16 protein-coding genes and 1 tRNA gene are annotated in these 14,263 nt (G+C 64.5%); 3 read left to right on the plus strand and 14 right to left on the minus strand.

The window, feature by feature from the left end; all coding sequences use genetic code 11:
- Nucleotides 1-149: 149 nt before the first annotated feature.
- The 9 genes from P6U27_RS34965 to P6U27_RS35005 all read right to left on the minus strand — a co-directional run bounded on the left by P6U27_RS34965 (nucleotide 150) and on the right by P6U27_RS35005 (nucleotide 7,785).
- Nucleotides 150-617 carry an arsenate reductase ArsC gene (locus P6U27_RS34965; RefSeq protein ID WP_122405929.1) on the minus strand — a complete coding sequence of 156 codons (468 nt, stop codon included), beginning with the start codon at nucleotides 615-617 and terminating at the stop codon, nucleotides 150-152.
- 72 nt (nucleotides 618-689) lie between these two features.
- On the minus strand, nucleotides 690-1,187 hold the full coding sequence (locus tag P6U27_RS34970) for a UPF0262 family protein (RefSeq protein WP_122405930.1): 498 nt from the start codon (nucleotides 1,185-1,187) through the stop codon (nucleotides 690-692).
- A complete protein-coding gene (gene hisD / locus P6U27_RS34975) occupies nucleotides 1,184-2,479 on the minus strand; it encodes a histidinol dehydrogenase (RefSeq protein ID WP_209295495.1) in 1,296 nt (431 codons plus the stop codon). Before hisD ends, P6U27_RS34970 begins: the two co-directional genes overlap by 4 nt.
- Nucleotides 2,480-2,621: 142 nt before the next feature.
- Complete coding sequence (locus P6U27_RS34980) at nucleotides 2,622-3,065, minus strand: DUF2948 family protein (protein WP_162500484.1); 444 nt, start codon at nucleotides 3,063-3,065, stop codon at nucleotides 2,622-2,624.
- Nucleotides 3,066-3,590: 525 nt separating this feature from the next.
- Nucleotides 3,591-4,412, minus strand: a complete 822-nt coding sequence (locus P6U27_RS34985) for an alpha/beta fold hydrolase (RefSeq protein ID WP_209295494.1) — start codon at nucleotides 4,410-4,412, stop codon at nucleotides 3,591-3,593.
- Nucleotides 4,413-4,535: 123 nt separating this feature from the next.
- Nucleotides 4,536-5,045, minus strand: a complete 510-nt coding sequence (locus P6U27_RS34990; RefSeq protein WP_122405933.1) for a hypothetical protein — start codon at nucleotides 5,043-5,045, stop codon at nucleotides 4,536-4,538.
- A gap of 299 nt (nucleotides 5,046-5,344) precedes the next feature.
- A complete protein-coding gene (locus tag P6U27_RS34995) occupies nucleotides 5,345-5,653 on the minus strand; it encodes an EthD family reductase (RefSeq protein WP_122405934.1) in 309 nt (102 codons plus the stop codon).
- Nucleotides 5,654-5,862: 209 nt separating this feature from the next.
- On the minus strand, nucleotides 5,863-7,569 hold the full coding sequence (locus P6U27_RS35000) for an FAD-dependent oxidoreductase (RefSeq protein ID WP_129142830.1): 1,707 nt from the start codon (nucleotides 7,567-7,569) through the stop codon (nucleotides 5,863-5,865).
- 24 nt (nucleotides 7,570-7,593) lie between these two features.
- Complete coding sequence (locus P6U27_RS35005; protein ID WP_122405936.1) at nucleotides 7,594-7,785, minus strand: hypothetical protein; 192 nt, start codon at nucleotides 7,783-7,785, stop codon at nucleotides 7,594-7,596.
- Nucleotides 7,786-8,099: 314 nt separating this feature from the next.
- Between P6U27_RS35005 and P6U27_RS35010 the strand changes: the two genes are divergently transcribed.
- Nucleotides 8,100-8,174 (plus strand) — tRNA-Thr (locus tag P6U27_RS35010).
- A gap of 60 nt (nucleotides 8,175-8,234) precedes the next feature.
- Nucleotides 8,235-8,585, plus strand: a complete 351-nt coding sequence (locus P6U27_RS35015; protein ID WP_209295493.1) for a RidA family protein — start codon at nucleotides 8,235-8,237, stop codon at nucleotides 8,583-8,585.
- Nucleotides 8,586-9,501: 916 nt separating this feature from the next.
- On the opposite strand, the gene P6U27_RS35020 is transcribed toward P6U27_RS35015, so the two are convergent.
- Nucleotides 9,502-9,987, minus strand: coding sequence for a Crp/Fnr family transcriptional regulator (locus tag P6U27_RS35020; protein WP_129144600.1), 486 nt, complete (start codon nucleotides 9,985-9,987; stop codon nucleotides 9,502-9,504).
- Nucleotides 9,988-10,099: 112 nt separating this feature from the next.
- Between P6U27_RS35020 and P6U27_RS35025 the strand changes: the two genes are divergently transcribed.
- Nucleotides 10,100-11,107 carry an LLM class flavin-dependent oxidoreductase gene (locus tag P6U27_RS35025; RefSeq protein ID WP_209295492.1) on the plus strand — a complete coding sequence of 336 codons (1,008 nt, stop codon included), beginning with the start codon at nucleotides 10,100-10,102 and terminating at the stop codon, nucleotides 11,105-11,107.
- Between the two features lie 166 nt (nucleotides 11,108-11,273).
- Here the strand turns inward: P6U27_RS35025 and P6U27_RS35030 are convergent, their stop codons facing one another.
- From P6U27_RS35030 to P6U27_RS35045, 4 genes are read right to left on the minus strand one after another with little or no spacing between them, the layout of a single operon-like run.
- Nucleotides 11,274-12,149, minus strand: a complete 876-nt coding sequence (locus tag P6U27_RS35030; protein WP_122405941.1) for an amidohydrolase — start codon at nucleotides 12,147-12,149, stop codon at nucleotides 11,274-11,276.
- A 12-nt stretch (nucleotides 12,150-12,161) separates the two neighbouring features.
- A complete protein-coding gene (locus P6U27_RS35035) occupies nucleotides 12,162-12,557 on the minus strand; it encodes a RidA family protein (RefSeq protein WP_129144597.1) in 396 nt (131 codons plus the stop codon).
- A 22-nt stretch (nucleotides 12,558-12,579) separates the two neighbouring features.
- Nucleotides 12,580-13,383, minus strand: coding sequence for a 2-oxo-hept-4-ene-1,7-dioate hydratase (hpaH, locus tag P6U27_RS35040; RefSeq protein WP_209295491.1), 804 nt, complete (start codon nucleotides 13,381-13,383; stop codon nucleotides 12,580-12,582).
- 3 nt (nucleotides 13,384-13,386) lie between these two features.
- On the minus strand, nucleotides 13,387-14,247 hold the full coding sequence (locus P6U27_RS35045; protein WP_209295490.1) for a fumarylacetoacetate hydrolase family protein: 861 nt from the start codon (nucleotides 14,245-14,247) through the stop codon (nucleotides 13,387-13,389).
- Nucleotides 14,248-14,263 lie beyond the last annotated feature (16 nt).

Consider the following 14,263-nt stretch of genomic DNA (forward strand, 5'->3'; position numbering starts at 1 on the left):
TTGGGGGGATGAAGCGGGGTGAATTGCGCGCGGAACCTATCGGAAGGGGGCCGGTTTCACAACCCGGGAACCAGTGGTTTGGTGATTCGAGGCTGGCCCAGCACGCATGTGCCTACGCTCTGTGACGCGGGTGTTACGGACGCCGCTTGCTACCCGCTCGCCGCGCCCGCCTTGGCAAAGCGCCGTCGGATGCGCATCAGGAGCTGGTCGCAGAGCTCGCGATAGGCCGCGAGCTTCTGGTCGCGGCTGCCTTCGATGGTGGTGGGATCCTGCGTCGGCCAGTACTCGACCTCGGCCGCGAGTGTCCGCGTCAGATCCAGCGCCTTGTGATGCGCCTCGGGCGAGAGTGTGATGATGAGGTCGAAATTCAGCCCTTCCCAATCCTCCAGCTCCTCGAAGGTCTGCGGCTTGTGAGCCGAAATGTCCTGGCCAAGCTCGGCCATCACGGCCACTGCGAATGGATCGAGCTCGCCCTTCCTGGCGCCAGCCGACTTCACGTAGAGGCCTTGCGGAAACATGTGCTGCAGCAGGCTCTCGGCCATCGGCGAGCGCACGCTGTTCATCGCACAGGCGAACAGCACCGATTGCGGATCGCGTGCGCGTGGCGGACCCGCCATCGCTTACGCTCTTTCGTTTTGGCGCATGATCCGATCCGAAAACCGGTTCCCACTTTTCGGGATCATGCGCGCTCACCCCTTCCAATGCAGGACGGTGATGAGCGTGAATAGCCGGCGCGAAGTCTCGAAATCGACCCGCACCTTGCCCTTCAGCCGCTCCTGCAGCGTGCGCGATCCCTCGTCATGGATGCCGCGGCGGCCCATGTCGATGGCCTCGATCTTGTCCGGGGTCGCGGTGCGGATCGCCTGGTAGTAGCTGTCGCAGATCATGAAATAGTCCTTCACGATGCGCCGGAACGGCGTCAGCGACAGCAGATGCGCGACCACGGGCGTGCCGTCCTCGCGGCGGATATCGAACATCAGCCGGTTGCCGGTGATGCCGATATGCAGCGTGAACGGACCCTTCCCTTCGGCGCCATCGGGCGCGAACAGGTTCTGCTCGATCAGATCATAGATCGCGATCGCCCGCTCATGCTCGATGTCCGGCCCGGAACGGCCGATCGAGTCCTCGTCGAGCGTGACGGCGACGATGCGATTGGTCGAGTCGTCCTGTTCGGGCGGCTTTGTCATGACAGATTGAGGCGCAATCCAATCGAGCGCGAATGGGCATCCAGCCCCTCCGCCTTGCCGAGCGTCATCGCGGCTGGACCCAGCGCACGCAATTGATCGGGTCCGCATTTCAGAATCGAGGTGCGCTTCATGAAGTCATGCACCGAGAGCCCCGAGGAAAATCTCGCCGATCGCGCCGTCGGCAGCACGTGGTTCGAGCCGCCGACATAGTCGCCGACCGCTTCAGGCGTATGCGGCCCGAGGAACACCGCGCCGGCGTTGCGGATCTCTGAGGCGAGCGCGTCCGGATCCGCCGTCATGATCTCGAGATGTTCGGCAGCGATGGCATCCGCGAGCGGGATCGCATCCTCGAGGTTCTTCACCATGATGACGGCGCCGAAATCGGCCCAGGAACTGCTTGCGATCGCGGCGCGCGGCAGCGTCTTCAGCTGCGCCTCGACCGCCTTTTCGACATCGGCGGCAAGGCGCGCCGAATCCGTGATCAGGATCGATTGCGCGCTCGCGTCGTGCTCGGCCTGCGCCAGCAAGTCGGCGGCGATCCAGTCGGCGTTGCCGGTGTCATCGGCGATGACGAGCACCTCCGAAGGGCCGGCGATCATGTCGATGCCGACTTTGCCGAACACCAGCCGCTTTGCGGCGGCGACATAGGCGTTGCCGGGCCCGACGATCTTTGCGACCGGTGCGATCGTCGCGGTGCCGTGCGCGAGCGCGGCGACGGCCTGTGCACCGCCGACACGGTAGATCTCGGTGACGCCACCGAGATGCGCGGCCGCCAGCACCAGCGGATTGAGCTTGCCGTCCGGCGAGGGCACCACCATCACGAGACGTGCAACGCCGGCGACCTTCGCCGGCACGGCGTTCATCAGCACCGAGGACGGATAGGCCGCGGTGCCGCCGGGCACGTAGAGGCCGGCCGATTCGATCGCGGTGTAGCGCCAGCCGAGCTCGACGCCGAGCGGGTCGGTGAAGCGCTCGTCCTTCGGGAGCTGACGGCGGTGATAGGTCTCGATGCGGTCCCGCGCGAGTTTCAGCGCGTCCAGCGTCGCGGCGTCGCAGGCCTTCACGGCGGCCTCGATCTCAGCGGCGGAGACGCGCAAGGAGGATGCATCGAGCCTCAAGCGGTCGAATTTTGCCGTGGCCTCGAGCAGGGCGGCGTCGCCGCGCCTGGCCACATCATCGACAATCGCGCGCGCGGCGGCCTCGACGTCGGCCGAAGCCTCGCGCTTGGCGGCGAGGAAGGCGGCGAATCGCTGGTCAAAATCGGCGCTGCTGCGGTCGAGGCGAACGGGCATGTTTCGCTTGGCTTCTGGCTGGTCTTGAGGGGCGGATCGGCGCAGGTCCCCTGCTCAATGGCGCGGCGGGGAAGCTGCGTCAACCCTCGGGAGATGCCGTTCCGGCGAGGGCTGAGCCCGTTTGGCTGGTATACCGGCCACGTCACCCCTCCCCCTCAATTCCCACTCCCAACTCGTCCGCCCCGAGGTCGGTCAGCTCGCATTCCAGGCACTCGACGTCCAGGCGGATGGCGCCGCCCTGGGCGAACAAAAGCAGGGCACTGCCGCCAGGCTCCTCGTGCCGCCCATCCTGGGGATGAAATTCAATGCCGATCAGGTCCAGCACCTTTTCCGGCACAGCGAGGTCGATGTTGCGCGACTTGCAGGCGAGCACACGGTCGAAACGGAGCGCGGCGACCAGCCGGCGCGGCTCGGCCTCGCCCTCCAATGTCTGCTCCCAATCCAGCCGGCTCATGCCGACTACAAGCCGCTTCTCGCTCTGCCGCCAGATGATGTCGGACGTCTGGACTCGGGCGTCCTGGACATGGGTGGAGATCACCGCGAGATCGTCGGCGTCGAGCGCGATCAGTTTGAGCTGGGGCGACATCGCCGACACTTCTCCTTTGGAGCGGACGGGACTCAACGCGCGCGGGCCGCGAAATTTCCGTACAAACTAGCAGGTCAGAGGCTATTGATATCCGTCATCTCCAGCATCCCGCGCGGATACCCTCCGGGCAACGCGGATCATGGCGCGGCCGAATCTGCTCGGTCGAGGTCACGAGCCGCGGGGGAAATCCGGCGTAGCACCGACCTTTCGCCGTCGGCTGTCAACGGCTGCGACAATCGGCCGACCCAATGGATTTATTGACGCCAGGGCCGTTCGCAATGAGGTCCGTCCGCCGGGATAGCCGGCAAGGTTCACCGGGCCCAGCCGGCGGCGAGGCTGCGGCAACAGCCGCACCACCAAGCCTTCATGGTTGACGAAGGGATCTTGTCGTCTCACCTGGAGCGCTGCGGAATATGAGACGGGGTGGGGTGACGGTCTCTCCGCATTGAGCAGTGCCCGATTGGAGAGATCGCTTCACCCCGCTCGCGCTTCGCGCGATCGACCCTGCCCTCCAGGGCAAGAGCCTCAGTCCTTGAAAAACGCAAGGAGATCCGCGTTGATCGTTTCGGCGTGCGTTGTCGGCATGCCGTGAGGGAATCCCTTGTACGTTTTCAGAATGCCCTTCTTGAGCAGCTTGGCCGAGAGCGGCGCCGAGTCGGCATAGGGCACGATCTGATCGTCGTCGCCGTGCATCACCAGCACAGGCACGTTGATCTTCTTCAGGTCCTCGGTGAAATCGGTTTGCGAGAACGCAACGATGCCGTCGTAGTGCGCTTTCGCACCGCCCATCATGCCCTGGCGCCACCAGTTCTGGATCACCGCTTCCGACGGTTTTGCGCCGGGGCGGTTGTAGCCGTAGAACGGGCCGGCGGGGAGGTCGCGATAGAATTGCGTGCGACTGGCGGCGAGCTGCTTCTGGAGATCGTCGAACACGCTCTTCGGGAGCCCGCCGGGATTGGCCGCCGTCTGCACCATCAGCGGCGGTACCGCCGAGAGGATCGCCGCTTTCGCCACCCGGCTTTCCCCATGACGCGCGATGTAGTGCACGACTTCGCCGCCGCCGGTGGAATGCCCGACATGAATGGCATTCTTGAGGTCGAGATGCGCGGTCAGCGCGGCGAGATCGTCGGCATAATGATCCATGTCGTGGCCGTCGGCGACCTGCGCCGAGCGGCCGTGGCCGCGGCGATCATGGGCGATGACGCGATAGCCGCGCGTGACGAAGTACAGCATCTGCGCGTCCCAGTCGTCCGAAGAGAGCGGCCAGCCATGGCTGAACACGATCGGCTGGCCCGCGCCCCAGTCCTTGTAGAAGATCTCGACGCCGTCTTTGGTGATGGTGGGCATGGATTACTCTCTTTCGGTGAAATTGGTGCGCGCGAACAGGCACGCGCCGACGATCTGCAGATGGTTATGCGACGTTCCGAATGCGATGCCCCGCATCAACTGGGAACGTCGAGAATCGTGTGATCAGGCAAACGCCATCGGCCTGAAGCGGCGCCAGGCGCCGATCGTCAGCACCACGAAAAACACCAGCACGATACCCTGCACGACGGCGAATACCGGCCCCGATGGCGGCGCCGGCGGTACGGCGGGCGCGAGCGCGGCAAGCGCCGGCACCTTCAGGAACGACTGGATCACCAGCACGAAGACGTTGAAATACAGCGAGATCATCGCGGTCACGATGTAGACCGGACGCCAGACGCCGGCGAGCCTCATGCCGTAGAGCGCGACGCAGGCGATCGCGAGCAGCACCAGCGAGATGATGCCGATGATGTGCGAGGGCAGCAGCTCCCTGGACGGGAATAGGAATCCGGTGGCGCTGGTGAGGATGGTGAACAGCAGGAAGATCGCGGTGAGGCCTCGCATCGGCTTCGAGCCGAGCAGACCGAACATCACGACCAGGCCGGCGGCGATCGCGATCAGGCTGATGATGACATGGACCAGCGTGACGGCAGGCAGGCTCAACCCAAGGACCATGACATCTCTCCTACTCTCCGCATTGAGATGATGAGAGTAGTATTACGGCCCTCATGGAATTGCCACCTGCGTTGTCGCCACATACAGAGGTGCAGCCACGCGTCATCGTGCGAATCGACAAACGCATGGCTGAATTTCTTGCAGCGCCGTCGCGCATGACGGCAGTTGTTAGTTTGTAGCCCGATGGAGCGAAGCGGAATCCGGGAAACGTGCCACATGCAATAGCTGCCCCGGATTACGCTGCGCTCCATCCGGGATCTACGGGCATTCAGGCTTTCGACGAAGGTTGGATCGATCCCTCACACGTCCTTGGTGTCGAAGATCAGCATGTCGGCACCGCCGCTGGCGAATTTCGGCACGTCGGCGCCGGTCGCCTTGCCTTCCGGACTGGCGAATGCCGCCTGGATGTCGGCCACGCTGTCGAAGGTGAGGATGGCGACGAGATGGATTCCGGAAGGACCTGCGGGAGATGCAACCGGCCCCTTGCTGACGGCGTATTTCTTCAGGCCGGGAAGTTTCTTCGCGAGCGGGATGTGCGTTTCGGCATAATACTTGTCGAAGGCGTCAGTATCCTTTGGTGTTTTGTATAGCACGACGATTTCAGCCATTTAGTTCTCCCGTTGAAACTTGTTATCGTAATTCCTCATGGTGACGAGCGCGCGAAGCAGGCGTCTCGAACCATGCAGGCCCAGATGCATCCGGGCCTTCATCCCTCGAGACGCGCGCAAGCGCGCTCCTCAGGATGAGGGATAGTCACGCATCGCGCGGCTCGATGGCAAGCCGGATTCGGCTTGCCATGCGCTTGCCTTCTGCTTGACTAAAGCGCCGGTTTTGCGGCGTCGCCGAGATAGCCGTGCAGGGAGGCTACGACCTGCGCCCCTTCGCCGATGGCGCCGCCGACGCGCTTGACCGAGCCGGAGCGGACGTCGCCGACGGCGTAGACGCCGGGCACGGAGGTTTCCAGCGGCGCCACCAGCTTGCCCTGGTTCTGCTCGGACTGCGCGCCTGTCACGACGAAGCCGCCGCGATCGAGCGTGACGCCGCAGCCGTCAAGCCACGAGGTGGCCGGATCAGCGCCGACGAACAGGAAGAGATTGCGGATGTCGGCGGAATCTTCGTCGTCGGACAGCCGGCTCTTCCAGCGGATGCGCCGCAGCAGCGAGGCCTCGTCGCCTTCGAGCGCCGTGATCTCGGTGTTGAACATCAATTCGATGTTCGGCGTCGCTTCGATGCGCTCGATGAGATAGCGCGACATGCTGGCCCCGAGGCCTCCGCCGCGGATGATCATCAGCACTTTTTTCGCGTGGCCCGACAGGAACACCGCGGCCTGTCCGGCCGAATTGCCGGCACCGACGAGCGCCACCTCCTCGCCGGCGCAGAGCCGCGCCTCGACCGGCGAGGCCCAGTACCAGACGCCGCGCCCTTCGAACTTATCGAGATTCGCGATGTCGGGCCGGCGATAGCGCGCGCCGCTCGCGACCACCACCGCGCGCGAACGCAAGGGATCGGCGCCCTCGAGCGCCACCGAAAATACGCCATCCTTGCGCGTGCAGTCGAGCGACTTCACCGTGACCGGAATCATGATGTCGGCGCCGAACTTTTGCGCCTGGGTGAAGGCGCGCGCGGTCAGCGCCTGGCCGGAAATGCCGGTCGGAAAGCCCAGGTAGTTCTCGATGCGCGCGCTGGCACCGGCCTGGCCGCCGAAGGCGCGGGTGTCGAGCACGGCGACGGACAGTCCTTCGGACGCCGCATACACGGCGGTGGCGAGCCCGGCGGGTCCGCAGCCCACGACCGCAACGTCGTAGATGCGGTCGCCTTTCGCGCCGCCGATCATGCCGATGGCACGTGCAAGCTCGGTCTCATTGGGATTGCGCAGCACCGCACCGTCAACGGTGACGACCAGCGGCCAGTCTTCGGCCTTGGGCGAATAGCGCGCGATCAATTCGGCGGCGTCGCGATCGCGATCGGGATCGAGCAGATGATGCGGCTGGCCGTTGCGGGTGAGAAAGCCCTGCAGGCGCACCACGCCGGCGGAGTTCGACGGTCCGATCAGCACCGGGCCGCCGACGCCGCCCTGGATCAGATTGACCCGGCGCAGGATCAGCGCCCGCATGATACGCTCGCCGAGCTCGGCCTCGGCGACCAGCAGCGCGCGCAGCCGGTCCGGCGGCAGCAGCAACGTCTCGACGTCGCCCTCGGCCCGGCCGTCGACCAGCGCCGGCCGGCCGGAGAGCTGGCTGAGCTCGGCCAGGAATTGCCCCGGCCCCTGGTCGATCACCGGGGTGACGTGACCGAGCCCGTCGCGCTGCGTGATGGCGACATGGCCCTTCAGGACGACGAACATGCCGCGCCCGGGCTTGCCGGTCTCGAACAGCAACTCGCCATCCGCGTAGGTGCGGATTTCGCCGAAGTGCCTGATCCGCGCGATCTCGGCGGGTGTCAGCGCCGGAAAGGTCTGCTCGGGGCGCGTGAACCGCAACATCTGCGCGTCACGGTCGGTTCGTTGCGGTTGGTCGTGCCCCATCGCCACTGCATGCACTCCAAAATTCTAGCGGCCGGCCTTGTTGCCGGCGGCCCCCTCATCTAGGGAACGATCGTCGTTCTGCGAGGGGTCGGTGATTGCGGCGCGTTCGCGCGCCTGCGCCTTCCGCCGCTTCAGGTTCTCGCGCAGCGCGGATTTCAGGCGGTCATCGCGGGACGCTCTCGCCTGGCTCGCGCTCTTGTCGTTCTGGTCGGTCATCAAAGGTCCATTCACGGGATCAGCGGCAGGATGCCACCGAAGTATGGCAGCTCAAGAGGCCGACGCGATCCGATCGTGCGAAACGCGAAATGGATCAAATCCGGGCCTTGCGCCAACTGGCCAGTTGGCGGGGGCATTGTCCCCGAATTGGCGGAAAGTCGCGCGTTTCGAGCGAAAACGGGCATTTTGACCCCGATATCGACCCGATTTTCTCGTTTTGACGGGGCTTGCAAGCTTGCACAGGAGGGGGGCTTGTGGCAGATATCGGCCCGCTTGGTAGGGCCCCGTGGCGGCCGATTCTGATCCCAGCACATGCTGCCGTAGCTCAGTGGTAGAGCACTCCATTGGTAATGGAGAGGTCGACAGTTCAATCCTGTCTGGCAGCACCAGTTCTCCCAAGCGAGCCCTCCGCCTGGCCAGCGTGCCCGCAACAGACCGAAGACGCGATCGTGATCAAACGTTCCCTGCCCTACGAAGGACTGCTCCACGAGATCGTCGAGCATAATGGCGTGCTCTATCTCGGCGGCATCGTTCCCGAGGATGCGGGGCTCGACATGGCAGGCCAGGCCGACGACGTGCTGCGCCAGTTGAAGACCCTGCTCGAGGGGGCCGGCTCCGATCTCTCCTGCGTTCTGCAGGTGACGATCTTTTTGACTGATCTCGCCGACAAGGCGGCGCTCAACGAGGTGTGGAAGCGCTATTTCGCCGCGGACCATCTGCCGGCGCGTGCCGCCATTGGCGTTGCGGACCTCGGTCCAGGCGTCAGGCTGGAGCTGACGGCGATCGCCGCCCGCCGCTAATAGACAAGCAACCCGCAAGGCCAGAAAGCTCGGTCGTTTCGTCAGCACCAGTGTTCCACACACGCCGCAGCATTCTCGCGGCCCGAAACGCCCGAGTTTTGCTCGTTTCCTTGTCCCTCTTCTGTGAAGAGCCGTCGCCTTGCGAATTGGCGATACCTCCAGGCCCGGTTGAGCCTCGAAGCATCTCCGCAAGGCTTGACCGTAGCAACGACGGTCAGGACCACACGGTTTTGCCGTACGCGTCGGCCCGGCTTCGCTTTAGTAGCTTCGCCGGACACAGCGCCGTCCGTCCGCACGCTAGCCAGGACCTCACGAGGTTCATCTCGCCCTGCTCCCGCTTCGCGTGCCCGGCGCTGCCGCGTCCATCGCACCCCGATCCACGTTCGTTACGACGTACGATCGCCCCTCTTCGAGGACCGGGATGGCGGAATAGTGCAGCAAATCCGAATTTCGGTAAAGCGGAATATTTTTATGAAAAGGGGTTGACGGGTTTGGTTGCGAGGTGGGTATTTTGCCCGACGGGTCAGAAGCGTTGCGATCGATCGGCTTTCGGTTCCGCCTCTACGAAAAGGTGCGGTCACACTGTGCGTTGAACACCTAATTTCATGGTGATAGTCTTCTGGCTCGCGGCCTGTCCGGGAGGACACCATGGGATGGTTTGACCGGCTGTTTGGAAGGATGTCGAAGCCTGCGAGCCCCCTCTTTGCGAGATTTAGGCGGAAATCACGGGCACCGACCGACCCTGACCTTCTGAAAATCGCCAAAGACCGGAAGGGGCATGTCTCGCGGAGAGCCGTGAGAGACGAGTACAATCGGCTGGTCCTGGAGAAATACGCGCACGACAAGTCGTGATCGCTGAGTCCCATCGAGGCTTTGCTCAGTGGCGAAACATGATGGTTTCGCAACTGCTCTGTCCCTACGCAACATCATCGCCGTCATCCACCGACAGTGCCGCGAAACGATCGTCCGCCCGGCGCAGCCGCCGGCAAAGCTCGCGATTGATGTTCTGCAGGACGATCACATAGGCATGGATGTCGGCCTTGTAGCACGCGTAAAGCTTCTGGGCCGTGAGTTCGTACAGCACCGTCGTCGCCTCCGCGACCACCGTAGCGGAGCGGTTCTGCATCTCGATCAGCGTCATCTCGCCGAAGAAATCGCCTGGCTCCAGAACAGAGATCGGAATGACGATTCCCGAATTCGCCCGTTTGCTCACGGCCAGCCGGCCGGATCGGACGATGAACATCGAACGTCCCGGCTCGCCTTCGACAACGACAGTCGCGCCGGCATCGAAGCGGCGTTCGACGAGCATCGACATCAGGAAGTCGAGGCTTGGGTCGGAGAGACCGCCGAAGAAGGGCGTGGCGAGCAGGAACGCTTTCAGATCGGGAGCGCTGACAGCCATCCCGCAAAGCTACGCCTCATCATCATCTGCGACAAGCTACGCTAACATTCCCATGCGCGGCTCCTATATGTGAACCCCGGCGCACATCGCGCGCCCCTCACCGGTTCTCCACATGATCCCCTTCTCCATCCTCGACCTCGCACCGATCCGCCGGGGTGGCGATGCCGCCCAGGCGTTTCGCAATTCGCTCGATCTCGCGCAGCACGCCGAGAAATGGGGCTACAAACGCTTCTGGCTGGCCGAGCATCACAACATGACGGGGATCGCGAGCGCGGCGACCTCAGTGGTGATCGGGCATGTCGCGGGCGGGACCAAGACGATCCGCGTCGGCTCCGGCGGGATCATGCTGCCGAACCATTCGCCGCTGGTCATCGCCGAGCAGTTCGGCACGCTGGAATCGCTCTATCCGGGACGGATTGATCTGGGCCTCGGCCGCGCGCCGGGCACCGACCAGTTCACGGCAAGAGCGCTGCGGCGCGATCTCGCCACCACGTCCGAGAATTTTCCTCATGACGTGCTCGAGTTGCAGGCGCTGCTCGGTGACGTGCAGCCCGGCCAGACGATCCGCGCCGTGCCCGGCATGGGGACGAAGGTGCCGCTCTGGATCCTGGGATCGAGCACGTTTGGCGCGCAGCTTGCGGCGATGCTCGGCCTGCCCTTTGCGTTTGCCTCGCATTTCGCGCCGCAGATGATGATGCCGGCGCTGCGCGAATATCGCGCGCGGTTCGAACCTTCGGCGCAGCTCGACAAGCCCTATGCGATGATCGGCGTCAACGTGTTCGCGGCAGACACCGAGGCGGAGGCGCAGCGGATGTTCTCATCGTTGCAGCAGCAGTTCATCAATCTGCGCCGCGGCACGCCCGGGCCGCTGCCGCCGCCCGTCGACGACATGGACGCGCTGTGGTCGCCGGCCGAGAAGGCCGGTGTTGCGCAAGCACTGTCGTGCTCGGCGGTCGGCTCGCCCGATGTGGTGGAAGAGAGGTTGAAGACGCTGATCGCCGAGACCGGCGCGGACGAATTGATGACGACGGGGCAGATCTACGACCACGCCGCGCGGCTGCGCTCGTTCGAGATCGCAGCCGAGGTGCGGGATCGGCTGGCGGCGCAGCCGGCGGGGTGAGCGACGCACGTCGAGCCTTCTCGAAAGATCGTCATGCCCGGGCTTGTCCCGGGCATCCATGTCCTTGTGCCCGAGCCAACACGTGGATGGCCGGGACAAGCCCGGCCATGACGCTGTCGAGGCTTCAGCGCCCAGCCCTCTCAAGTCACCTTGAAGCCAGCCCCCTTCAATCCGCAAACCCGAACAACTTCGCCGGATTGTGCACCAGAATCTTCTCCAGCTCCGCCTGGTCCGCTGCGTAGCGGTACATCAGCTCCAACAGGTCGGCGTCGTTCGGCGGCTGCTTCACCGACACCGGATGCGGCCAGTCGCTGGCCCAGACGCAGCGGTCGGGCGCAGCCTCGATATAGGCGCGCGCGATCGGGATCACGTCGTCGTAGGGAGCCCCAGTCTTCGAGGTCTTCTCGCCGAGCGACAGCATGACCCAGAAATTGCCCTTCTGGAGCAGCTCCAGCATCTTGCGCAGATTCGGATCGTTCTTGCCGGCTTCCGGATCGGGACGCGCCATGTGGTCGATCAGCACGGGCACGTCGAGGTTCTCGTACTTGTCGACGCTGGACATGATGCCGTCCTTCTCCGGCTGGATCTTGACGTACCAGCCGAGCTCGCGGATGCGCGCGATGGCGCGGGCGAAATCGGCATCAGACAGCACCGCGCCGAGCTCCTGGCGGAAGCTGAAGCGCGCGCCGCGCACGCCTGAAGCGTGGAGCTTGGCCAGATAGGAATCACTCGCCTCCGCAAACACCAGCGCATTGGCGCAGCCTCGATAGTTCGGACCCATCGCCGCGAGGCCGTCGAGCACGACGGCATGGTCGGCGCCGTAGGTCGTGGTCTGGACGATGATGCCGCGCTCGATGCCGAGCGCCTTGTGCATGCGCAGCGCCGCTTCCCAGGTCGCGGTCGGCATCCGATACGCGGCGCCGGGACGCTCCGGGTATTTTTCGATCGGACCTAACACATGGAATTGGCTGTCGATGGTCTTCGGCGGCGGCGCCTTCAGCGGGCGGCGCGGATTGGGATCGAACGGCAGATAGGTCGGCATGCGCAAAACTCCTCAATCGAGCACGGCGGTGAAGTCGCACTGCACCAGCGCACCGCCGTCCATGTTGTCCATAGGCAGCGCGTGGCGCGCGGGCCGCGAATGCTCGTCCGGAAACATCTTGAGCCACTCGACATTGACCGGGCCGCGCTGCGAGCGATCCTTCAGCCACACCGTCATCTTGATGATGTCGGAGGTCGAGCCACCGGCCGCCTCCACCGTCGCCTTCATATGCGCGAACATGTTGGCGCATTGCGCCTCGAGGCTATCCGGCATCGCATTGGTCGCGGGATCGCGCCCCAAGATGACGCCCGACATCACGAGATTGCCGATGCGGCAGGCGTTCGGAATCGGATTGACGTGCTTGAAGCCGCCAATGTGGATGCTCTTGCGCCGCGTTTGACCATTCATGGTGCGCTCCCTGGTTGTTGATTCAGACGAACTGGCACGACACCGAGCCGAAGGCGCCGTAATCGGCATGAAACGTGTCGCCGCGGCGGATGTCGACCGGACGCGTGAACGATCCCGCCAGCACCACCTCGCCGGCGGCGAGATGCTCGTCATGCGGCGCGAGACGGTTGGCGAGCCAGGCGATGCCGTTGGCGGGGTGGTTGAGCACGCCGGCGGCAACGCCGGTCTCCTCGATCTCGCCGTTGCGGAACAGCAGTGCGCCGATCCAGCGCAGATCCGCATCCATCGGGCGGATCGGTCGGCCGCCGAGAACCAGCGCGGCGTTCGCGGCATTGTCCGAGATCGTGTCCATGACTTTTCGCGTCTTGCCGGTCTCGGGATCGACGCGATGCATGCGCGTCTCCAGAATTTCCAGCGCGGGTGTGACGTAGTCGGTGGCGTTGAGCACGTCGAAGATGCTGCAGTCGGGGCCACGCAGCGGCGCCTTCAGCACGAAGGCGAGCTCGACCTCGATGCGCGGCGCGTGGAAACGATCGAACGGAACGGGCGTGGCGTCGGCATAGAACATGTCGGCGAACAGCACGCCGTAGTCGGGCTCGGCGATGCCGACCGCGTTCTGCATGGCTTTCGAGGTCAGGCCGATCTTGTGCCCTTTGATGACGCGGCCGCGGCCGAGCTGAAGTTTTGTCCAGGCGCGCTGGATGGCGTAGGCGTCCTCGATGCCGAAGTCCGGATAGTCCTTCGAGAACATCGGGATCAGCGTCTTGCTGCGCTCGGCCTCGTCCAGCCGCCCGGCAAGGCGTTCGATCGTGGCGCTATCCAGCATGCTCTATTGCTCCGCGACGACGGTGTTGCGCAGCACGCCGATGCGGCTGGACTCGACCTCGACGACGTCGCCGATCTCGAGCCAGCGCGGCGGGTCGAAGCGCGCGCCCGCGCCGGTCGGCGTGCCCGTCACGATCATGTCGCCGGGCTTGAGCGTGGCGAAGGTGGAGAGATAGGAGATCAGGAAATCGAACGGGAACATCAGCCGTTCGGTGGTGTCCTGCTGCCGCACCTCGCCGTTGACGCGCGTGACGATGTCGTGAGGCCCGCGCGGATCGAGCTCGTCCGCCGTGACGATCCACGGGCCGATGCTGCCGGAGCGGTCAAAGTTCTTGCCCTGCGTGACGTTGAACTTGCCGTGGCGCAGCCAGTCGCGGACCGTGCCCTCGTTGCACAAGGTCATGCCGAAGATGTGCGACCACGCCTTTTCGCGCGGGATGTGACGGCCGCCCTGCCCGATCACGATGACGAGCTCGCCTTCGTAGTCGAGCTGGTCCGAGACTCCCGGTTTCTCGATCGGCTGCTCGGAGCCGGTCATCGAGGACATGCTGCGCACGAACAAGCTGGGATATTTGGGCAGGTCCGAATTGTCTTTATATTCTGCATTGCGCTCGGCGTAGTTGACGCCGATGCACCAGAGCTTCTCCGGCGCCAGCACCGGCGGCAACAGGACGAGCTCATCCAGCGCATAGTCCGGCTTCTGTCCGGCCACCGCCTCCTGCGCATCCGCGAGCGCATCGGCTGCGATCAGCGCTTTGACATCCGAGAAGTCGCGACCGATGCGGCTGGTCAGATCGACCACGCCGCCCTCCACGGCCGCGCCGTAGCGCAGCTCTCCGTCCAGGAGATAGCTCAGGAGACGCATTGTATTTCCTCCAATG

The sequence above is a fragment of the Bradyrhizobium sp. STM 3566 genome (assembly GCF_045571445.1).
GTDB lineage: Bacteria > Pseudomonadota > Alphaproteobacteria > Rhizobiales > Xanthobacteraceae > Bradyrhizobium > Bradyrhizobium vignae.